30 protein-coding genes and 1 pseudogene are annotated in these 19,382 nt (G+C 31.0%); all 31 read right to left on the bottom strand.

The window, feature by feature from the left end; all coding sequences use genetic code 11:
- Positions 1-12: 12 nt before the first annotated feature.
- The 31 genes and pseudogenes from NQ558_RS03605 to NQ558_RS03455 all read right to left on the bottom strand — a co-directional run bounded on the left by NQ558_RS03605 (position 13) and on the right by NQ558_RS03455 (position 19,338).
- Entirely contained in the window at positions 13-444 is a 432-nt protein-coding gene (locus NQ558_RS03605; RefSeq protein ID WP_005360958.1) for a hypothetical protein, read from the bottom strand.
- An 11-nt stretch (positions 445-455) separates the two neighbouring features.
- Positions 456-1,040 (bottom strand): DNA/RNA non-specific endonuclease, encoded by a 585-nt coding sequence (locus NQ558_RS03600; RefSeq protein ID WP_050750960.1) that lies wholly within the window; start codon positions 1,038-1,040, stop codon positions 456-458.
- A 211-nt stretch (positions 1,041-1,251) separates the two neighbouring features.
- Positions 1,252-1,872 (bottom strand): DUF2625 family protein, encoded by a 621-nt coding sequence (locus NQ558_RS03595; RefSeq protein WP_005360964.1) that lies wholly within the window; start codon positions 1,870-1,872, stop codon positions 1,252-1,254.
- A gap of 40 nt (positions 1,873-1,912) precedes the next feature.
- Positions 1,913-2,317 (bottom strand): SMI1/KNR4 family protein, encoded by a 405-nt coding sequence (locus NQ558_RS03590; protein ID WP_005360966.1) that lies wholly within the window; start codon positions 2,315-2,317, stop codon positions 1,913-1,915.
- 203 nt (positions 2,318-2,520) lie between these two features.
- The gene (locus tag NQ558_RS03585) at positions 2,521-2,760 is read right to left on the bottom strand and encodes a hypothetical protein (protein WP_005360969.1); all 240 of its coding nucleotides are present in this window, start codon (positions 2,758-2,760) and stop codon (positions 2,521-2,523) included.
- Positions 2,761-2,927: 167 nt separating this feature from the next.
- The gene (locus tag NQ558_RS03580) at positions 2,928-3,497 is read right to left on the bottom strand and encodes a suppressor of fused domain protein (RefSeq protein WP_005360985.1); all 570 of its coding nucleotides are present in this window, start codon (positions 3,495-3,497) and stop codon (positions 2,928-2,930) included.
- 27 nt (positions 3,498-3,524) lie between these two features.
- A complete protein-coding gene (locus NQ558_RS03575) occupies positions 3,525-3,932 on the bottom strand; it encodes an SMI1/KNR4 family protein (protein ID WP_005360987.1) in 408 nt (135 codons plus the stop codon).
- A 73-nt stretch (positions 3,933-4,005) separates the two neighbouring features.
- On the bottom strand, positions 4,006-4,302 hold the full coding sequence (locus tag NQ558_RS03570; RefSeq protein ID WP_242652126.1) for an HNH endonuclease: 297 nt from the start codon (positions 4,300-4,302) through the stop codon (positions 4,006-4,008).
- 49 nt (positions 4,303-4,351) lie between these two features.
- Entirely contained in the window at positions 4,352-4,861 is a 510-nt protein-coding gene (locus NQ558_RS03565) for a CbrC family protein (RefSeq protein ID WP_005360991.1), read from the bottom strand.
- 29 nt (positions 4,862-4,890) lie between these two features.
- Positions 4,891-5,376 (bottom strand): annotated as a pseudogene (locus NQ558_RS03560) (HNH/ENDO VII family nuclease); the annotation flags it as partial.
- A 58-nt stretch (positions 5,377-5,434) separates the two neighbouring features.
- Complete coding sequence (locus NQ558_RS03555) at positions 5,435-5,911, bottom strand: SMI1/KNR4 family protein (protein ID WP_005360995.1); 477 nt, start codon at positions 5,909-5,911, stop codon at positions 5,435-5,437.
- An 11-nt stretch (positions 5,912-5,922) separates the two neighbouring features.
- Entirely contained in the window at positions 5,923-7,068 is a 1,146-nt protein-coding gene (locus NQ558_RS03550; protein ID WP_005360997.1) for a polymorphic toxin-type HINT domain-containing protein, read from the bottom strand.
- An 83-nt stretch (positions 7,069-7,151) separates the two neighbouring features.
- Complete coding sequence (locus tag NQ558_RS03545; protein WP_005360999.1) at positions 7,152-7,304, bottom strand: hypothetical protein; 153 nt, start codon at positions 7,302-7,304, stop codon at positions 7,152-7,154.
- Positions 7,305-7,319: 15 nt separating this feature from the next.
- Positions 7,320-7,751, bottom strand: coding sequence for a hypothetical protein (locus NQ558_RS03540; protein WP_005361002.1), 432 nt, complete (start codon positions 7,749-7,751; stop codon positions 7,320-7,322).
- A 92-nt stretch (positions 7,752-7,843) separates the two neighbouring features.
- Complete coding sequence (locus tag NQ558_RS03535) at positions 7,844-8,266, bottom strand: hypothetical protein (protein ID WP_040446540.1); 423 nt, start codon at positions 8,264-8,266, stop codon at positions 7,844-7,846.
- 30 nt (positions 8,267-8,296) lie between these two features.
- Positions 8,297-8,767, bottom strand: coding sequence for an SMI1/KNR4 family protein (locus NQ558_RS03530; RefSeq protein ID WP_005361006.1), 471 nt, complete (start codon positions 8,765-8,767; stop codon positions 8,297-8,299).
- Between the two features lie 30 nt (positions 8,768-8,797).
- Positions 8,798-9,130, bottom strand: a complete 333-nt coding sequence (locus tag NQ558_RS03525; protein WP_005361007.1) for a hypothetical protein — start codon at positions 9,128-9,130, stop codon at positions 8,798-8,800.
- A gap of 295 nt (positions 9,131-9,425) precedes the next feature.
- Complete coding sequence (locus tag NQ558_RS03520) at positions 9,426-10,334, bottom strand: hypothetical protein (protein ID WP_040446543.1); 909 nt, start codon at positions 10,332-10,334, stop codon at positions 9,426-9,428.
- Positions 10,335-10,356: 22 nt separating this feature from the next.
- On the bottom strand, positions 10,357-10,794 hold the full coding sequence (locus tag NQ558_RS03515) for a DUF6560 family protein (protein WP_040446547.1): 438 nt from the start codon (positions 10,792-10,794) through the stop codon (positions 10,357-10,359).
- A gap of 30 nt (positions 10,795-10,824) precedes the next feature.
- Complete coding sequence (locus NQ558_RS03510; protein ID WP_005361014.1) at positions 10,825-11,037, bottom strand: SMI1/KNR4 family protein; 213 nt, start codon at positions 11,035-11,037, stop codon at positions 10,825-10,827.
- On the bottom strand, positions 11,037-11,243 hold the full coding sequence (locus tag NQ558_RS03505; protein WP_005361016.1) for a hypothetical protein: 207 nt from the start codon (positions 11,241-11,243) through the stop codon (positions 11,037-11,039). Before NQ558_RS03505 ends, NQ558_RS03510 begins: the two co-directional genes overlap by 1 nt.
- Positions 11,240-11,719 carry a hypothetical protein gene (locus NQ558_RS03500; protein WP_040446549.1) on the bottom strand — a complete coding sequence of 160 codons (480 nt, stop codon included), beginning with the start codon at positions 11,717-11,719 and terminating at the stop codon, positions 11,240-11,242. The genes NQ558_RS03505 and NQ558_RS03500 overlap by 4 nt, the downstream gene beginning before the upstream one ends.
- A 4-nt stretch (positions 11,720-11,723) precedes the next feature.
- A complete protein-coding gene (locus NQ558_RS03495) occupies positions 11,724-12,107 on the bottom strand; it encodes a hypothetical protein (protein WP_005361020.1) in 384 nt (127 codons plus the stop codon).
- Between the two features lie 105 nt (positions 12,108-12,212).
- The gene (locus NQ558_RS03490) at positions 12,213-12,650 is read right to left on the bottom strand and encodes a hypothetical protein (RefSeq protein WP_005361022.1); all 438 of its coding nucleotides are present in this window, start codon (positions 12,648-12,650) and stop codon (positions 12,213-12,215) included.
- Positions 12,651-12,668: 18 nt separating this feature from the next.
- Positions 12,669-13,619, bottom strand: a complete 951-nt coding sequence (locus NQ558_RS03485; protein WP_156774965.1) for a hypothetical protein — start codon at positions 13,617-13,619, stop codon at positions 12,669-12,671.
- A gap of 398 nt (positions 13,620-14,017) precedes the next feature.
- Positions 14,018-14,335, bottom strand: coding sequence for a helix-turn-helix domain-containing protein (locus NQ558_RS03480; RefSeq protein ID WP_040446552.1), 318 nt, complete (start codon positions 14,333-14,335; stop codon positions 14,018-14,020).
- Between the two features lie 680 nt (positions 14,336-15,015).
- Entirely contained in the window at positions 15,016-15,237 is a 222-nt protein-coding gene (locus tag NQ558_RS03475; RefSeq protein ID WP_084812548.1) for a type II toxin-antitoxin system HicB family antitoxin, read from the bottom strand.
- Positions 15,238-15,339: 102 nt separating this feature from the next.
- Entirely contained in the window at positions 15,340-16,005 is a 666-nt protein-coding gene (locus NQ558_RS03470; RefSeq protein ID WP_005361031.1) for a hypothetical protein, read from the bottom strand.
- Positions 16,006-16,011: 6 nt separating this feature from the next.
- Entirely contained in the window at positions 16,012-16,914 is a 903-nt protein-coding gene (locus NQ558_RS03465; RefSeq protein ID WP_005361033.1) for a ComEC/Rec2 family competence protein, read from the bottom strand.
- A gap of 23 nt (positions 16,915-16,937) precedes the next feature.
- Positions 16,938-17,858 carry a BsuBI/PstI family type II restriction endonuclease gene (locus NQ558_RS03460; protein ID WP_040446554.1) on the bottom strand — a complete coding sequence of 307 codons (921 nt, stop codon included), beginning with the start codon at positions 17,856-17,858 and terminating at the stop codon, positions 16,938-16,940.
- Positions 17,851-19,338: an Eco57I restriction-modification methylase domain-containing protein gene (locus NQ558_RS03455; protein ID WP_005361036.1), complete on the bottom strand. Its 1,488-nt coding sequence runs from the start codon at positions 19,336-19,338 to the stop codon at positions 17,851-17,853. Before NQ558_RS03455 ends, NQ558_RS03460 begins: the two co-directional genes overlap by 8 nt.
- Positions 19,339-19,382: the final 44 nt, after the last annotated feature.

The following is a 19,382-nucleotide window of genomic DNA, read 5'->3' as shown; positions in this document are numbered from 1 at the left end:
ATTTATCTCCTATCATTTAGTAATGTTTTTGCCACACTCATCAAACCAATCTTCAAATAAATCAAAAATGTTTTTGTCTCCTGTTATAACAATGTCCTCATAATTATATTTTGAATCCAATGCTTTAGTAATTACATTGTATATCAATCTAAATTCATATGGGCGTTTTGCATCATAAGCCTCACAAACATTTGTGATATTATCTAAATCATCCTTTGCACAATAAAAAAAATCTCTTATTTCTCCTGATGAAAACCAATCATCTCTTGTATACAATTTGCCTTCTTTCTCAAAGAAGAAATTTATATAGTCCATTTCGTCATTTCGATACAAATATATATATATTTTTTCAGCTTCCTTTCCTGAATTGCTTAACAATTCCAAGCCTAACGATATTACACTTGCTTGAGCATCAACAAAAGCGTCTTCAAATCCTTTTAACATTTTATACCTCCTTAATTTTTAAAACTTATCATTTCAAACTTACCGTCTATTTTATAAGAAACATCAAATCGGCTCGGCCGTGACGAGCCTTCACTGTATGCTAAATTAATATCTATGTCAGTAACCTTTTTGCCATTATTCATTGCATCAGCCCAACTCTTTTCCATCGCTCTATATGTCCTATTGTCTCCTTTAACAGCTCTGTTTAATGTGCTTCTTTGCGATACAAGATTATCAAGTTCCGGAGAACCACCAAATTGGTCTGCAAATATGTGTCCCGCATCATCACCTGGTAATTTATCTGCTGTGTTAGGATTATGTTTTAATCTACCATCATGCGTTTTAAATTTTAATTCATCAGCATGAGCACTCACAATATTACCATTAGAATCTGTTTTATATGTATATCCGTTTTCTCCTGTAGTGTATTCCTGATTCGGTTTTAATGTTCCATCTTCATTCATATGTGGTGGGCAATTTTTATTGTGCGCCCAAATTCCACAATTGCCGACAAAGTATGTATGATAATCTTCGACTTTTATGTTATATACATACTTATCTTCAATGCATTTTTCTCTATATATTTCATTAACCAAATATATATCACCATTTGAATCGAGAAGTTCATTGCCAATACATAATAATGCCGCCTCAACACAAGGTATTCCTCTGGTATCAATCCCTCAGTTTTCATTATAGTATTAACTTTAATAATATCATCATATGACGATTCTCCTTCTTGATAGAAAACATAGAATTCTCTATCTTTCATTTTTAAAATGTTTTTTTGAAAACTTACCATAAATTTTAATCATTTATTCCAAGTTTTGATATATACTCCATATTAATACTAACCAACTCGTAAAATGGGACTATTTTTTTTGTTGCATTTTGTATTATTATTTCATCAGACCATAAAAAAGGATATATCAAAATTCCTTGATCTATTTCAACATTTATTGCTAAATCTCTCCAATTTTTCCATCTCATGCTCTGATAAAACTCATTTATATTTCCTTGTGCAAGCCATGCAATAAACTCTGAATATTCAAAAGATAAACTCTCCCATTCCAAAGTATCTGGTGCTAAATACCAAACCTTTCCAATGTCTTCGCAGTATTTACCTTGATTTATAGCAAATATGCCACCAATTACATCTGTTGCAACAACAAACATATTTTTTTCATATTTCATAAAATACGAATTAAAGTCAATTATTCCATACTTCTCTTTATTTCCCCTTCCAATTACTCTTACCCAATTATCTACTAATAGAAATTCCAAGTTGTAAATGATACATCCAAGTACTGAATTAGTTGTAACACCTATTTTTTCAATAACTCCGGACGTTTTCACTTTTGCATTATATACTTTAATCGAATTTCCTGATGTCTCAAACATCTCCTCTAATTCATTCCACAATGACATTTTTAACTCTCCTATTTTAATCAACAATTTTTATGTAGAATTACTTGTTATTCTCGATTAGAAATTCAAAAAAAGATTCACCATATTTTTTCACTTCTTCCTTATTTATCGAATCAAAAGGTATTTCAATTATTGTAGTCCTATCATGATCAAATTCAAATCCATATGCCATATCTCCCCCATCAGAACCAAAATATTTAATTCCTGGTAAGAACTCATCGACAGCATATTCTTGATTTAATTCAATTAGTTCATTTATTGGCCAAATTGATAAATAATTTGCCTTTCCAATTGGCCCTTCTATACCGTTTGAAAATAAAATCAACTGCTTATACTCACATGGTAAACTAATATTCCACTCCTTTTCAACTTTTTCTATCATTATCTTTGTGGCTGGTGTTTCCTTATCCATTTTTTTTAGAATCTCAAGTATACTTTCATTCATTTTGTTGTTTCCCTTCTACTACATAATATTAATAATCTAAGTATCTTTTTCTATTTGTAACTGCAATCTTTTCCAAAAGGTTGTCAGCTTAGCATGCAAACACGGCCAATGCCGACACTCCTATTAGAAATATATTGAATGCAGCTTTTTATTCAAATCAGCAATAGGATTATTGTTATTTTCAAAATAAAGTTTGAATTTTATTAATAATTTTGGCAAACTATCGTTACTTTGTTACAACATATGCATCTAAAAGCATATGCAACTGAATCATATCCAAGGTCTTCGATTAATGTTTCTATATCATCTATTCGTTCAATCATCTTCTTATCTAACAATTCCTTAAAGTAGTCTATATATTCCTCATGACTTTCTTGCTGTATCGCAATTATTGTGTTAATTCCTTCTGAATCTGTGTAGTCACATACATATATATTCACCATTTATCACTTTTAGCTTAATATCAGAAATGGAGTCCGATATATACTTTCTCATTATTTTTGCAATGGACGCATTAAATGTTTGATTAGCTACTTTTATTCCTATCATTCCCATATTTTCCATTTATAAGATAGTTTGTTCCTTCTTTCTCCCTTATTGTTCTCATTTTTTATAATATTGATTTTCTATATATGTCAAACACGTTAATATTTTTTTCTTCTAATAATTCCTCAAACTTTTCATCTCCATACTCGTTAATGTATTCTAGTTCTTTATCTGAAATTGGCACCATATATAGCCAATTTATAATTTTATTATCATATTCTATTCCCTGTAGATTTTCCCAAAATATAGGAACAGTATAATATATATGTTTCATTTCTAACTCATCACAATAGTCTGCAATCGCGTCAACCGCAACCATTCCCGGTTTGCATATGTAATTATCTTTTATAATATTGAATGCACACGACGCCACAATATTTGAAAATTCATGAAAATCACTATTGCACATTCCAATATACTCAACTCTTATTTCTCTCCCATCCTCACAAATTAAATCAATTGGATACTTTGATAATCCGATAGTGGAGTAAGTGTTAATTCCTATATCTGGTCTATTTTCTCCAATATAAATATCAATACTATTTTGATTTGTATCATCTGCAAAAGAAAAAACTTTAGGGGTAAGTTTTATTTCATTATGAAGTATTTTAAAAATATATTTTTTATATTGCATATCTTTCCTTCGTATCTTTATTTTTCTTTACTCTATTATGTATAACTTTTCTATAAACTCATTAAATGAATCTGCAACTTTACTCATTAGTAAATAACCATTGTTAGCATTCTCCAACTCATGATCACATAAGAATATACTTTCCTGATTCTCTCCACCTGTTTTCATACAAATTGGATTACCCGCTGAATCATCGGCAAATACAAGGCATTCTTCTGGTACCAATCCTTCAGATTTCATTATATAGTTTACCTTTATAATATCATCATACGATGATTCTCCTTCTGGATAAAATATATAAAATTCTCTAATATCTGTACTATTTTTTTTATTAGACGCAATATCTATAAAGTCGAAAGCTAAATCTTCTTCCGGAGTTCCTCCATTGCTCTCTAACAAAAAATTAACATATGCCTCTGGGAATTTTGTATTCATTTTTTTTCATATTTCGAAATATCTTCCTTTGTAAGTTTTATCCCTTCATCAAACAATTCCATATCAAACTCCTTTATTTGTTTCTTACAACTGATGCACCGCCTGTATGTGCAAATCCTCCTGTAGTACAATCATGAATATCCCTTCTAACTAAAATCATACTTTTGCCATCTTCCATATGATGCCAAGTATATCCTTTTGGTGGTTTGCTGCCTTTTCTCCCAATTGCCATATTTGCATTTCTAAAATCTGTTGTATTATTACCAGTCATATTTATCTTGACTGGTTTCGGATAATCCGGATGAACATAAGGCGAAAAGTCGGGATATCCTTCTGAATTATAAGTTACACTTACCCTTTTACCATCTATTACCTTTGTATAAGTTGTTGAGCCATCAGAATTATTAGTTTGAATTTTATTAATAATCTTGGCAAACTATTGTTATTTTGTTACAATATATGCATCTAAAAGCATATGCAACCGAATCATATCCAAGATCTTCGATTAATGTTTCTATATCATCTATTCGTTCAAGCATCTTCTTATCTAATAATTTCTTAAAGTAGTTTATATATTCCTCATGACTCGATTGATTAATAAAATCCGTTTTTTCCCACTCACCAATATATTTCATATAATCATCACAGCAAACTGGCCATTCGTTACTTTGAACCCATGCCACTGGTGGAGTAATACTAAGCTCACCTACTTTTTTTATTCTATCTCTTACAATTTTTGATTGTATTTCATCTGGAATATAAACACTTGTTTTTGATTGCGCCAAACACTCAACACACACTGATTCAATATTATTTTTCTCAAAATATACACCTTCTAAACAATCATTCTTACTGCCACAAAACTGACATGCTTGTTCAGTAAAAACAGCATTTTTTTTGACATTGTCAAAATATTTATATGTTCTCATCTCTATTCACCTTACCTTTAATAATTATTTTACTTGATATTCCATCTTCCACTATTCCATTCATTTTCCCAATATTTTCTTTGCTGATATTTCCATTGCGTTCGATCAATTTTAGATTTTTGCGTATGATTTGGATGATTTTTTTTATAATTTACCCCTAACCTATGATCTGTTCTAGTCATTTCTTTAAAAGGTCCATTCGGATTTTGTTCGTCATGATGTATTTCTATTGAGTATCCATCTTTTTTACTTTTAGGTGCTCTTCCTCTTTCTGTTGGTGGATCAATTTCATCATTAGCAACCTTAGACTTTATATTCTTAGAGATTAATTCGGTATCATAATCCGCATTGTGAACTAAAATACAACTCTCACCAACATAATATGTATGATAATCTTCAACCTTGAAGTTAAAGACTTCTACACCATCATTGCTCGACTCTCGAAGAATATTTTCAACACAAATAGCATGACCATTATCATTTATTAATTCACTTCCAATTACTAAGTTCATTGCCGGAACAAATCCTTTGCCTTTTTACCCAGAACGGATGATTTGTCGTTGTAACTATATCTTAATCGCCAATGCTATATAACGAATCAATAAATTCATTAAATGAGTTACATACTTTCGATATTGTAAATTTATTCTTTTTCGAGTTAAATAAGTCATGGTTTGAAAAATATATATTTCCATTAAACTCACTTTCATCTAGTCTTATCAACAATAAATTGCCAAATGAAGTTCTAGCAAATGGTACATATTCTTCTGATATATAATCCTCATCAACAATATCTCCATATTCAAATTCCATTTCATTTAAAGAAAAAAATTTTTCTACATCTGTCTCCTGCACAAATTCAATATTTGTATTTGGATTTATCTCAATAAATGGATGTGTAAATAATTCCTCTCTTGGATATCCTCCATTTGATTTGAGTAAAAATTTTTTGAAGTCATTTGGGAAAATCTTTCCTATTTTTTTTTCAAATGATTGAATTTCATCAACCGTTAACTTTTCTTCAGATTCATCTAAATATATCTCTTTCATTTTTTCTCCTTTTAATTACCTCTAAGAGCAGACGCTCCACCAGAATGATGAAATCCTCCATGTATTTTTGAATCAACCAAAAGCATCCCCTTTCCATCTTCTAAATGATGCCATGTATATCCATTTGGTTTTCCATAATTAGATTTCATCATTGACAAATCATGTTTTTCATTTCCATTCAAAACTAGTCCTTTATCACTTGGATAAACAGGTTTTGGAAAATCCGGATGTGTTGCATAGTCTTCAAAACGAGCGTAATAATTTCCATCTTCTCCTTTTGTATAAGTTACCTCATATTCTTTTCCATCTGATAATTTACGCTTATAAACCCTATCACCATTATCTTCTGTTCTATCCAAGTATTTTTCAGCCGGTGTACAATTTGCATTATGTACCCATATCTCATTTGTTCCAACAAAATATGTATGAAAATCTTCAACTTTAATATTGTAAACATACGTCTCTTTATCACATAGTTCTCTATATATTCCATTAACAATATGGATATTTCCGTTTGAATCAACAAGTTCATCTCCAATGCATACTATTGATGCTTCCAAAAATCCTCTTTCCATTACATAAAACGGATGATTCTCTGTAGTAACCAGTTCCTCATCATCAACTACGAGATGTATTAATTTTTTTACTTTTCTACGAAATACTTTTTCAACACACTTATATTTTTTATCTAACGTTTCTGGATTTGCTGAAAGAACTTTATCTCCAACATTAATCTTGTCTATTGCACATCTTCCGCTTATTGTTGAAACTAACGTTCCCTCAATAAAGCATGACATTGTCGAAGTCATTCCTCCAGTAAATACTGCCAGCGCAGATATTCCTGTTTGAAATATATTATACGCCTTGCTTGAATGTAGTTTTTTATTCAGATCTGCAATAGGATTATTTTTATTATCAATAGCCATATCAGCTAAAGAAATCATATCAACTCCAGCCATTCCAAGGCTCAACACTTTTGATACCGCTGCCGTTCCCTTTATTACTTTTCCGAGTTTTGATGCACAACTGATTCCCTTGCCTAATGTGGATCCGGCGACTCCAAGTCCTGAAAAAGCTGCGCCTCCAATAGCACCGCCTACTGCACCTGAAAAAGCACCATCTTCAAATCCGTCAAGGAAAGAACCGCCTTGGCTCATACTTTCCAATCCACCGGCAACACCACCGATAACTGCTCCTGTTATTGCTCCCCAACAGGCTCCAGCTAAAAGTGTTCCACCTATTAATCATAAGCTATAAATCTTATTTTAAATGCCCAATGATTTGCTTGTTCAACAATATCAAACGTTTCTAAACTTCCTATTCTATTTCCAAATATTTCTTTTATCTTTCTTCTAATTTCTATTCTAATCCCATTAAACTCACTTAGTTGCATACCAAAAATCTCCTATCATTTAGTAATGTTTTTGTCGCAATCATCAAACCAATCTTTAGCCAATTCAACAACACTCTTTTCACCTATATCGATAATATTTTCATAGTTGTACTCTGAATCAAATGATTTTGTAACAACATTATATATTAGTTTTAATTCGTGTGGACACTTTGAATCATAAGCATTACAAATATCTATAAGTTTTTCTATATCCTCAACACCACAGTCAAAAAAATCACTTATTTTTTCTGCTGGAAACCAATCATTTGTAGTATATAATTTCCCTTCCTGCTCAAAAAAAGCATCAATATAATCAATATCATTATTTTGATATAAATATACATATATCTTTTCTGCTGTCCTTCCTGAATTACTTAATAATTCTAAGCAAAGTGAAATCACACTTGCTTGCACATCTACAAAAGCATCTTCAAATCCTTTTAACATATTATTTCTCCTTAATTTTTAAAATGTTTTCTTCAATGCATATCACCATTTGAATCGAGAAGTTTCTTTCCACTATATTTATGTAATAATCTCTATTTTGTCTCATCTATATGTTTTATTATATATTTTACCATTTCATAATAATTCTCCATCAATGGATCCAGTGACACTATTTTCTTTTTATTTTTATAAATATGAACCCTACAAGCATTAATAGCTTTTCCTGTATGTGAAGGCATAATAACTTTTGTAATATCATCTAATTTAATTTTAATGTGTCTACCATACCATTTTCTTACAATAATACATTCATCTGTTGCTGTTATTTTATATACTAATATTCCAAATATTATAAGAAAAATAGTCATATCAAAAAATATAGAGCACACTATCCCTTCAATGAAATAGTCATTATTAGATATTACACTTATACAACAAATCACTGTCCAAAGAAGAAACAAATAAAATAATAATTTTGCTATTCCTCTTGGCTGATAACACTCTAATGCTTTCACTTCAAGCCCTCCTCGTATCTTTATTTTTCTTTACTCTATTATGTATAGCTTCTCTATAAACTCATCAAACGAATCTGCAACTTTACTCATTAGTAAATAACCATCATTAGTATTCTCTAACTCATGATCACAGAAGAATATACTTTCCTGATTCTCTCCACCTGTTTTCATACAAATTGGATTCCCCGCTGAATCATCGGCAAATACAAGGCATTCTTCTGGTACCAATCCTTCAGATTTCATTATATAATTTACCTTTATAATATCATCATACGATGATTCTCCTTCTGGATAAAATATATAAAATTCTCTAATATCTGTACTATTTTTTTTATTAGACGCAATATCTATAAAGTCAAAAGCCAAATCTTCTTCCGGAGTTCCTCCATTGCTCTCTAACAAAAAATCAACATATGCCTCTGGGAATTTCGTATTCAATTTTTCTTCAAATTCCAAAATATCTTCTTTTGTAATTTTTATCCCTTCATCAAATAATTTCATATCAAGTTCCTCGAATTACAATATTTTTCTCTATTCGTAATATCCTTTTTCTCCAAATAAAATGCTTTCCATCTCCCCATCTGGTGCGTAAATACCTATTGACATATCAACACTAATCATTCCTTCGTCGTCCTGTTTAAGTGATTTTTCAACATTTTTTGCCACAGCATATGTTGTTGGGAATAATAATTTCTCTCCAATATATACTTCCACATCATTAAATATCTCTACGGCTTCGCATTTTCCTTCATCATTATAATATACATGACAAAATCCTAAATCGTCAGTCAAGTTATTAGAACAATCATTTTTAATAAACTCTCCCTTAACCGCATATTTTTCTCTTACTTCTTGCTTTGTCATTCCAAACTTTATATTTCCAACACTTTCTAACAAAACAACTTGTATTTTTCATTAAATTTTACCTTCATTTTCTAATTTATTAATATAGTCTAACAATTCTGAAATACTTATATGTTTTCATTTGTACTATCTGCAAAAGCTAACACTTTAGATGCAAGTTTTATTTCTTTATGAAGAATTTGAAAAATATATTTTTTTGTTGCATATTTCCTTTCTCCTCTTTCTACTTTTCTGCTTTATATAATCTAATCATAGTCTTAGATATAAATCTGTTAAATCTTCATATGTGTGCCCTCTATGTAATAACTCCAAGACCAACTAGTACACCAAATATAATTAATATCAAAATAAACGGAGACAGCATAGCAAACTCTAATTTTCTATTACAAATTCTATAGTTTTTTATTATTTGTGGAATTCCATACTTTATCCAAAATTCTCCATTAACATTTCCGAAATATAAGCCATAATGCATCGCCTTTTCTATATGCACCTTTGAATCTAAACTCAAATCCTCAGATGTCAGTTTCTTATATTTGTAATATATTAATTCCTTTATCTTTAATTCTCCAGAGTTCCAAGGCATAACCTTAAAGGAATCTTCCAAACAATCCCATAAGAAACAATCCCCTTGGCTGACAAGCTGTTCAGGTCTATTTTTAAGTATTCTTGACAAATTATTATATTTCACCGGTACTGACAAATTTTTGTATCTATATATTAATAATTCAGCATTAATAACGCCAATTGCGATATTATTTTCTTTTAAAAAATTTAAAAATTTTTCCGAATCTTTTTCATATATATATCCGCAAAAGGTTGTATCATATGAATTCATATAATCATCATAAATATTATCTATGTAAATTTTATTATTTGTTTTATCCAAATTAACAAATATACTTCTTTTATTTAAATAAAGTTTGTTTTCATAAGCTTCTATTTCAAGTTTTTTGCTAACCCATTCATTTTTCTTGGCTTTACGCGATATAAATATCACATGAATCATAACTGGTATGAAAAATAATAAATCAACTAAAAATAATAAATCAACTAAAATTTCAATATGCTCATTTTTGTTAAGGTTAACCAGTAATGCCAACGAAATGATAAATGTAACAAACCATATTCCTATAGTTTTTAATATTTTTAGCTGAACTTTATTTAGATTTTTTACATCTAATAATTTTGTACAAACCTCCATAGGTTTCCCCTTTCCATTATGTTTAAGTAATTATCTCTATTTTTTCTTCACCGATATGGTCTAATAGATAATTTTTCATTTTATCATAATTTTCCATTACAGGGTCTAAAGATAATACCTTCTTTTTACCTTTATATATGTGAATTCGAGTAGCATCCACAGGCTTTCCACTTAAAGTGGCAAATACAACTTTGGTGATATCATCAATTTTAACTTTTACACGTCTGCCATACCATTTTCTTATAATAATATAATTATCTATCACTGATATCCTATATACAAATATTGCAAGTATCCCCAACAAAATAGGTATTATAAAAAAAAGCGCATACACTATATACCCACTTGTTTCTTCATCTTTCATTACTAAATGCCCACAGAAAGGAATCATTCCCAAGCACAAAACAAAAAAAGCTAATTTTGCTATTCCTCTTGGCTGATAACACTCTAATACTTTCACTTCAAACCCTCCTTGCATCTTTATTTTTCTTTACTCTATTATGTATAACTTCTTTATAAACTCATCAAACGAATCTGCAACTTTACTCATTAGAAAATAGCCATTGTTAGTATTCTCCAACTCATGATTGCAGAAGAATATGCTTTCCTTATCCTCTCCACCTATTTTCATACAAATTGGATTTCCTGCTGAATCATCGGCAAATACGAAACATTCTTCTGACACCAATCCTTCAGATTTCATTATAGAAATTCGTAATATCCTTTTTCTCCAAATAAAATGCTTTCCATCTCTCCATCAGGTGCATATATACCTATAGATTTATCCACACTAAGCATTTCTTCTTCATTTTGTTCAAGTGATTTTTTAACACTTTTTGCCACAGTATATGTCGTTGGGAATAATAAATTCTCTCCAATGTATACTTCCACATCATTCAACGATATCATATTTCAGCCTCTTCTTTTGTACCTAATATGTAACATTCCATTTTTTCTTTTTCAACATTTTTCAGTAAATAATTTAACAGTTTGTCAAAATTTTCCACTGTATCAATGTATTTATCCTTACTAATACTTGATATGATTTGTATTGTAACAATCTTCCCTTCACTTTTTTCAAAAATAACTTTGTCAATGTCTTTAACATAATATTTTCTTCTTAATCCATACCACTTTTTTATAACAATCTTATTGCCATAAACATATAATTTTGGTGCAAATGCTATATATTGAAACAGCGCTATTCCACCAAAGAAAATTATGAAAAAAATTGATACTATTATTGAGACATTAATCGGCTTTTTTTCAATGCAGTACAAACTAATTGGTCCCCAAAGTACTCCAATAAAGAGAATTGAAAAAAGTATAACAAGACGCATATAATAACGAGTATAAACTTTGATATCATATTTATTTCTTCTCATAATTTTAAACCCCTTTATTGGCTGCACTTTTATCATCAATTCCCGTAATCAAAATCTCTATCTTATTAAACCTTTCATCATTGAGATTTTTTGCCAACGACTCACTATCTAGCTTAAAATCTACTAACCGTTCCTTTTTATATTTCAAATCTAAAACTACCTTTTTATCTTTTGTCTCTTCCATAACCCTCATCATATCCTTATAATCATTACGGTCATACATTTTCGGGTCAGATAAAATAAATGTAGCGGATAAATATTTCATTTCACCATCAATTTTACCGTAAGCCTCAATAGTGATTCCACCTAATTCTATATCCTCATTGTTTTTTATATAACAAAACGGTAACTCTTCTTTCTTATATTCAGCCTTTCCCCAAAAAATCATATTTATTTTCTCCTGTTATTAATTATTTTTATATTTTATTGCCAATATCATGAACATTGAAAAAGCGTAAACTTTGAATAGTCAATTTTTACGTCTATATTGTCTCTACGAAATTGTATCTATTTTTGTTTCATCAATATGGTCTAATAGATAATTTTTCATTTTATCATAATTTTCCATTACCGGATCTAAAGATAACACCTTCTTTTTACCTTTATATATGTGAATTCGAGTAGCATCCACAGGCTTTCCGCTTAAAGTGGCAAATACAACTTGGGTGATATCATCAAAGTTAACTTTTACACATCTGCCATACCATTTTCTTATAATAATACATTCATCTGTTGCTGTTATTTTATATACTAATATTCCAAATATTGTAAGAAAAATAGTCATATCAAAAAAAATAGAGCAAACTATTCCTTCAATAAAATAATCATTATTAGATATTACACTCACACAACAAATCACTGTCCAAAAAAGAAAAAGATAAATTAACATTTTTACAATTTCTCTTGGCTGATAACATTCAATTTTTTTCATATTTTCCTTCCTTTCACACTAATTAAATACTAATTCCTTTATTTCGTCCCATCCCACGCCAAGCACTCCATTTGTAGGGTTACTAAAAATATTTTCTGTAAATTCTGCCATAAATCCGTTTCTATATGTCCTATATGTTATATTTTTTAAACTAGAATTTTTATGTATCAATCTCTTTATAGATCTATTGTAGTCAGCTCTATAACTATGACTCCCTGCAAATCTTTCCGTAATCTTAAATCCAGTATTTTTTAATCCCTTGTTGAATTTCGTAGTGAAGCCATCAAACCCTTTTGCTAAGACTAATGACAATGCCGTTCCTACTGCGACATTGCTTCCCCACTGACCTAAAGATAATTTTTCTTTGCTAAATATCATAGGAGTACCTTCACTCAGAGAAGTAGAAACAAATACATCTGCTGTTGCTGCTAATGCAAAATTTCCAAACACTTTACTAGCAAATACTGAAACACCAGCAACACCACCTGTTGGTAACATTATAATTCCTCCAATTGCTCCCCCTACTGCCGATGAAATATAATTCAACGGACTACTAACCTTAAAATTTCCCGTGACAAATCCACTAACTATATCAGTTATTAACTGGCTTGCCAATCCCGCTGCTGCTCCAACCACCGTAGCAATAGCCACTGCACCAAGTCCAAATGTAGCAATCGCAAGTGCTACTACGGCAACTACTGCTAATACAGCCAAGCCAACTACAAGTATCTCTTTAATGTTATCCACAAGCCAGCTTACAGCACTTTTTAATCCGTCACACACTTTTTCCAAGCCATTTTTTTCACATTCCGGCTTCAAATATGAATATTTTGTGTAAAACTCTTTCTTAGTTTTCTCGATTTGTTCTTTTACAGAATTATCCTTCTTTACTGTAACAGAAATAAACTCACCAATTTTTTTGTTGAGTTTCTTTAAATCCCTTATCTTTTTCAGTTTTTGTTGAAGCACTAATATTATTGACTGTGTCTTGTAGATTACAAGAATTAGAACTTACCCCCTGTAAGATTGACTTCAAAGAATTTAATTGAGTACTTAGACTATCACATGAATTAGTCACATCGTTTATGTAAGTATTTATACCATTTAATCTATCCTTATAAAGAACTATAGTTGACATTTTATCCCCCTTAATTCATATATTTATTCGCATTATACATTTATTTACTTTTTTAGTCAATAATTCCAAAATTTAAAAGTCACATAATTCGTTTCTTGATGTCATTTAAATATTATGTCTACAAATTATTTTTTTACTGAAAAAAGTCGAATAAAACATTTTTACAAATATACTTGTAAGTGTTTTAGATTCGACTCTTATTTCATATAATCTTTATTTTGTTCAACTTCTATTTCTTCACCCCATCTATTGTCTTCAAAAACAATTCCGTCAAGTTTTCCTTCATCTTAGGACTTAACTCTTTCAGTCTTTCATCCACTGAATTTTCATTATTTTCTTTTATTCCCAATATTGTATTCGCATCTGTATCCAGAGCATCCATCAACCTATATAAAAGATCTATACTCATTTTATTACTTCCTTCTTCCAACTGATACACATGCGATTGACTTATTTTCGCTCTGTAAGCCAATTCAAATACAGATACATTCTTTTTTATTCTTAATGATTTAATTGTATTTCCAACTGCTAAACCTTTGTATTCCATATATTCCTCCTGATTTTCTCTCCCAATGCATTGCATCACGTCTGATACTTTTGCAGTAATATAACACGCCAAAAATTATTTACTGCCTTGTTTCTTTTCTCCAGTCGTCACCGGTATATGTGCTGTAGCTTGCTATCGTATTTGTATACGGGTCACGGCATAGTCAACAACTTCATACTTATATTTATAATAAGTAGAAACTAATCTTATGCATTGCTTAAAGGAGATTTTTCCGGCTCATTTGAGCCTCTTCTAATATACTGCCTTTCACCATAAATTTAGAGTTAGAGGCACTATACCTTTTCCTTTAATAAACTTCTTTTTTCTCTTGTAACCAATGTTAAAATAATTTGTTTTTTTATCAGGCTTAAAGTTCCAGATCCCTTTGTTTATCGGCTTTTCAAGCAAAAAAGAAGAGCTATTTCAACTTATTAGTCAAAATAACTCTTCTTATTCTTAATTTTGTTCTCAAAATGTTCTCATAAGAGACTTATATTCTGTGTTTTCCCTTTATTTATGGGGTGTTTGAACGTGTGTTTCCCTTATTCAAACTCGGCAAATTCGAAGGCATCTCTAAACATATATGTTTAGTTTTTATCTCTTTTCTGCCAGTATTTTATCTCTGTTACATATATTATTTTGGCTTGCTGATTTTTTGTTGCCAGTTTGTTGCCACTTCATTATAACTGCGTTGAGATTCCTTCGCAATCATTATTTTGAAAATATGCTTCAAGCCATGCCTTTTTCGCATCTAATGCATTTACTACTGCACTCTCCCTTGTCTCTCCGCAAGTGATACAACCAGGCAGATCTGGATAAGAAACCACAAATCCGCCTTCATCCTTGTCTTCTACAATTTCCATGCGATAGGACAATTCCATATAATCATTCGGTATCTTCATGATTCTTCGCCTCGTTTTCCACATGTTGCATCAATTTACAGAAAGTAACTATACAACCTATTAATCTCTTGATTCAAGAACATATTGTTCAGGATTGTTGCATTATTTATATATATCTTCCGAAATAACATTGTATGCTAAGCGTTTTGCTTTACCCCTCATTGAAATATTTGAAACGATTAGCTCAACCCCCATAATTTCAACAATAATTTTTGAGAACATCATAATCTTCAGACATGATAGCATCATATATATAATCAATAACATTAACGTAATAATTGTTATATCCCTACAAAGCAAGAAATCTCTATTTGTAATTAGTATTTTATTTTCATTTTTGCAATCCCTATACAATCTATACCACTGGGCATTTTCATATTTTTCTCTTTCTTTTCTATCAGTCGGCATATTAGCATATATTTGATTATATTTTTGCATAACATCAGCTTGTGTAAAACGATCATCTCTTACACTTTGTTTCATTTTCGTAAAAATTGTGTATCCTGGCAATTTTCCGATATGAAAGTATGCAATCTTTTGTTTGATATTACCTGGAATCATCGAATCCAACAAAAAAACATAAATATATATTATTGATGATATTAAGGCAGATTCTATGACAATAGACCAGATGTCTAAATTGCTATTAACATCCTCTGAAAAAATCTTACTAAACATACCTGAAAAATACAAAACCAATAATATATTCCCTATAACATAGTTTTTTAATTCACTATTTCTATAATCCTTTATATCAGTCATTTCCATTTAGCCTCATGCATTTTTAGGTTTAAATGAACCCAAATAATGTCCATAGCTACTATCAGATTTTGATTTATCTTCTAAAAAATCTGTGTCATATCTATATGATTCTTTTTCAATATATATATCCACATAATCTCCCGAACAATCAAATACTATATCCCCTGCTGAATTTTGCGTAATCGTATTGTATCCAGAATAATAATTCAAATATTGAGATGGAGCTTCGCCAATTATTATAATATGTGGATTTAGTTTCTTCAAAACATCTTCCGAAACTTTTCCGGAATCTCTCCCATGATGCGGGGCAAATAAAATATCAATTTCTGGCCATTCTATTTTTTCTTTAATTTTTTCTAAAAAGTCATGTTCCATATCCCCCATCCACATCATTTTAACATTATTTTCAACTGAATATGTAAAAATCGGTGAAATATTATTATATTCTTTTCCCTCTTTTACTTTCTCTAATGCTTCTTGATAATCCTCATCAGAAGTAATTGGCCATAAATAATTTATTCCTGCACAGCCACGCTCCTCGCTCGATACATTCATCCATTTTCTTCTACATCCTTTTGAAACATAATATGCCTTATCTGAATCCCTTAATTCACAATATTTTTTAAAACTATCCGTTTCATCTTCCTTTATTGCTTCATTTTCCACACAATAAAAATTTACTATTCCGACTTCTTCCACAAAATCCTCAATTCCTTTAATATGATCTTCGTCTGGATGTGTAGATATGAAACGAGTAATTCCTTTTTTATCTGCTATCTCTTTCATTTCTTCAAAATTTGTTTCTTTATTCTCATCATCTGAATAACAACAATCAATAGTTGTAAAATTATCAGAGTTATGATCAATATAGAACATATCACCATCACCAACAGAAAAAGACTTAACTATACTCATTTATAATACCTCCCATTCTTTCATTATCTCGGGCCCATAAACCTGTCCCCATTCAAATGTATCATATGCTCCGGCATTTCAGCAATCCAAACCTCCGTCTCCCAGGCAAGTTCCTCTGCAAACTTTTTATATGTCTTAAAGTCCAGAAACGCTGTTACAAATATCTTTCCAGCCGTAACATCTTTGGTCATTTCTTCAATTTCCAATATGCGTTTCGGATCCATCGGACCGACCGATGTTACCGATTCCACAAAATAAATCCAGTCCTTATCTTCCCGGTACAGCACAACATCCGGCATCTTATCATGTAGTGTAATTTCAAAGCCTAACTCTTTCAGTTTTTCTACATTCTTTACCAGATCTTTTGCTATTGTATCTCCAACATATAGGCATTCAGAATTTGGAGCGAATCTCGGTGCAAATTCCTCAATAATGGCTTTTTGCAGTTCATTATGCTTACCTGTAGAGAATTTAAAACTTTCACCATTTATATTTACCGGCATCATTGTCATCTTCTTTTTAGAAGCATACAGATCAATTAACTTCTCATGGTAGCAAAGGAATCGCTTTATAGATTCCTTCCACTTTGGAGTTCCCATAGTTCTTAGTATTTGTACTGTTTCTTCCGTCAATCTGTACCGATAATTTGGGCTGTTGGTTGCTTTCCCATTATCCTCTATCAAAGCAGCGGTCCGGAATCTATGCAGAGCTTGCTTTCTAAACGTTTCTCTGCTGTTTTCCGCATAACTCATGTCATAAAATGTATTGACAAACTGAATAATATCATGAATACGAATCCATTCATTTGTTGCTTCACTCCATGACATATCTGGTTTTACTCCCGCCATTGCCAGTATCACGTAGCAGCATATATCCGCTTGCTGTGCCTTAGGCATACCTATTGTTTGCAGAAATTCCCTTGTTTCTTCTATCTTCTTATCCACAGTACCCCTCCAATATCAAATTGCAATTTGCCTCTGAATAGTCCCTACTTTTAAGCACTTTTCTTCCCATTTCCTGAATATCTTCTAAATCCGGCACAGGCATTGCATTGATCTCTGTTGAATTAACCTGCGTAGATCCGTTCAAAATACGATAATATTCATCGTAAAGCGTTGAATTAAACAATACATACAGCCCATACACCAAACATTCCGACATCTCTGTTAATACACCATCCACAAAATTAATTTTGTTCTGCGTACTTATCTTTTTATATTGCGGAAATCTTTTTGCCAGATATACTCCACACTGTAATCTTCGAGGTTCTTCCTTTGCTGTAAATCGTTTCACAAACAGATAATTCTTGTTATCCTGCATCAATCCCTTTTGTTCTGTCACCACATATTCATGTTCTTTCTGTATTGGGAACTCTACCTTTCCCTGTTTTATATGCTGCGAATAAAATAAAGGAATCGCTCCTTCTTCTTCCTCGTCCCGCAAAATTTCACGATTACGAAAATCCACCGTTAGCCCTGTTTTCATTTTTACTCCAATTGCAGGCAGCGTTTTATCAAATTTATGAAGTTTTCTCAAAACCTCTACTTCGTCTTCATCTGTCACAAGATAAACATAATAATCCTCACCAGCTACAACCAAATCATACGGAACTGTCAATGAAGTAATTTCGCCAAAGTCACTATTCGATTGCGAAGATGTAATGGTAACGGTTTCTGGCGTTCTAACCGTTTTTCTCACCTTAATAATAATCGTTTCCTGCAATACACTCTCTTTGTCAAATACCTTACTACGGCTGACAAAAAGATGAATATGTTCCAGTTTACCTACTGTCAGGAAATACTCTCTGAAGCGTTTAAAATATGCTCCGGATGTCCATGATCGAGGAATAATATATACCATTTCCCCATCCTCACATAAATTAAACAGTCCCATAGAAGCAAAAATAAAATACAAATTCGGTGCCCCGTAGCATACCTCTGGCATCGCTGTTGCTTCTGGAGCATCTTTAGGGATTTTCATATATGGCGGATTGCCAATTACAAAATCATATTTCCTAGGGTTATCATTTCCACCTATCATATGATTAAAATCAAGATACTGACTAAGGATATAATTGTCTTCGATTATATTAATGACTATCTTTTTTCCAGATTTTTCCTTGCAGTATTCCAAATTTCGCTTTAATAATGGTAATACGTTATTATCATTCTCATAACAGGTAATCTCAATTTTCTGAATGGAATCTATCGTTTCCAATCTTTCAATGAAGGCACATGATAATATGCCCGAACCTGCTCCTGCATCGAGTACGCTTACCTTACTCTTCTTTTCATCAATATTATATAAACCAGCCATAAAACGGGCAGTCTCCATACTTGTAAAAAACTGTCCATATTTTTTACGCTCTTTTTTTGGCATACTTTCTATATATTCGTTTGTAAGCTCTATAATTTTTTCTAGCATATTCCACCTACCTACAAGCCTTTTATTTCTTGCTATTATACTAT

The organism is Eubacterium ventriosum (assembly GCF_025150745.1).
In the GTDB taxonomy this organism is placed as follows: Bacteria; Bacillota; Clostridia; order Lachnospirales; family Lachnospiraceae; genus Eubacterium_G; species Eubacterium_G ventriosum.
This window is presented reverse-complemented; position numbering and strand designations above follow the sequence as displayed.

What these genes read in the sequence shown, in the direction of transcription:
- NQ558_RS03605 (WP_005360958.1), bottom strand. Translation starts at nt 444, where the DNA reads ATGTTAAAAGGATTTGAAGACGCTTTTGTTGATGCTCAAGCAAGTGTA.
- NQ558_RS03595 (WP_005360964.1), bottom strand. Translation starts at nt 1,872, where the DNA reads ATGTCATTGTGGAATGAATTAGAGGAGATGTTTGAGACATCAGGAAAT.
- NQ558_RS03590 (WP_005360966.1), bottom strand. Translation starts at nt 2,317, where the DNA reads ATGAATGAAAGTATACTTGAGATTCTAAAAAAAATGGATAAGGAAACA.
- NQ558_RS03585 (WP_005360969.1), bottom strand. Translation starts at nt 2,760, where the DNA reads ATGGTGAATATATATGTATGTGACTACACAGATTCAGAAGGAATTAAC.
- NQ558_RS03580 (WP_005360985.1), bottom strand. Translation starts at nt 3,497, where the DNA reads ATGCAATATAAAAAATATATTTTTAAAATACTTCATAATGAAATAAAA.
- NQ558_RS03575 (WP_005360987.1), bottom strand. Translation starts at nt 3,932, where the DNA reads ATGAATACAAAATTCCCAGAGGCATATGTTAATTTTTTGTTAGAGAGC.
- NQ558_RS03565 (WP_005360991.1), bottom strand. Translation starts at nt 4,861, where the DNA reads ATGAGAACATATAAATATTTTGACAATGTCAAAAAAAATGCTGTTTTT.
- NQ558_RS03555 (WP_005360995.1), bottom strand. Translation starts at nt 5,911, where the DNA reads ATGAAAGAGATATATTTAGATGAATCTGAAGAAAAGTTAACGGTTGAT.
- NQ558_RS03550 (WP_005360997.1), bottom strand. Translation starts at nt 7,068, where the DNA reads ATGAGCCAAGGCGGTTCTTTCCTTGACGGATTTGAAGATGGTGCTTTT.
- NQ558_RS03545 (WP_005360999.1), bottom strand. Translation starts at nt 7,304, where the DNA reads ATGCAACTAAGTGAGTTTAATGGGATTAGAATAGAAATTAGAAGAAAG.
- NQ558_RS03540 (WP_005361002.1), bottom strand. Translation starts at nt 7,751, where the DNA reads ATGTTAAAAGGATTTGAAGATGCTTTTGTAGATGTGCAAGCAAGTGTG.
- NQ558_RS03530 (WP_005361006.1), bottom strand. Translation starts at nt 8,767, where the DNA reads ATGAAATTATTTGATGAAGGGATAAAAATTACAAAAGAAGATATTTTG.
- NQ558_RS03525 (WP_005361007.1), bottom strand. Translation starts at nt 9,130, where the DNA reads ATGACAAAGCAAGAAGTAAGAGAAAAATATGCGGTTAAGGGAGAGTTT.
- NQ558_RS03520 (WP_040446543.1), bottom strand. Translation starts at nt 10,334, where the DNA reads ATGGAGGTTTGTACAAAATTATTAGATGTAAAAAATCTAAATAAAGTT.
- NQ558_RS03510 (WP_005361014.1), bottom strand. Translation starts at nt 11,037, where the DNA reads ATGAAATCTGAAGGATTGGTGTCAGAAGAATGTTTCGTATTTGCCGAT.
- NQ558_RS03505 (WP_005361016.1), bottom strand. Translation starts at nt 11,243, where the DNA reads ATGATATCGTTGAATGATGTGGAAGTATACATTGGAGAGAATTTATTA.
- NQ558_RS03500 (WP_040446549.1), bottom strand. Translation starts at nt 11,719, where the DNA reads ATGAGAAGAAATAAATATGATATCAAAGTTTATACTCGTTATTATATG.
- NQ558_RS03495 (WP_005361020.1), bottom strand. Translation starts at nt 12,107, where the DNA reads ATGATTTTTTGGGGAAAGGCTGAATATAAGAAAGAAGAGTTACCGTTT.
- NQ558_RS03490 (WP_005361022.1), bottom strand. Translation starts at nt 12,650, where the DNA reads ATGAAAAAAATTGAATGTTATCAGCCAAGAGAAATTGTAAAAATGTTA.
- NQ558_RS03480 (WP_040446552.1), bottom strand. Translation starts at nt 14,335, where the DNA reads ATGGAATACAAAGGTTTAGCAGTTGGAAATACAATTAAATCATTAAGA.
- NQ558_RS03475 (WP_084812548.1), bottom strand. Translation starts at nt 15,237, where the DNA reads ATGAAGATACCGAATGATTATATGGAATTGTCCTATCGCATGGAAATT.
- NQ558_RS03470 (WP_005361031.1), bottom strand. Translation starts at nt 16,005, where the DNA reads ATGGAAATGACTGATATAAAGGATTATAGAAATAGTGAATTAAAAAAC.
- NQ558_RS03465 (WP_005361033.1), bottom strand. Translation starts at nt 16,914, where the DNA reads ATGAGTATAGTTAAGTCTTTTTCTGTTGGTGATGGTGATATGTTCTAT.
- NQ558_RS03455 (WP_005361036.1), bottom strand. Translation starts at nt 19,338, where the DNA reads ATGCTAGAAAAAATTATAGAGCTTACAAACGAATATATAGAAAGTATG.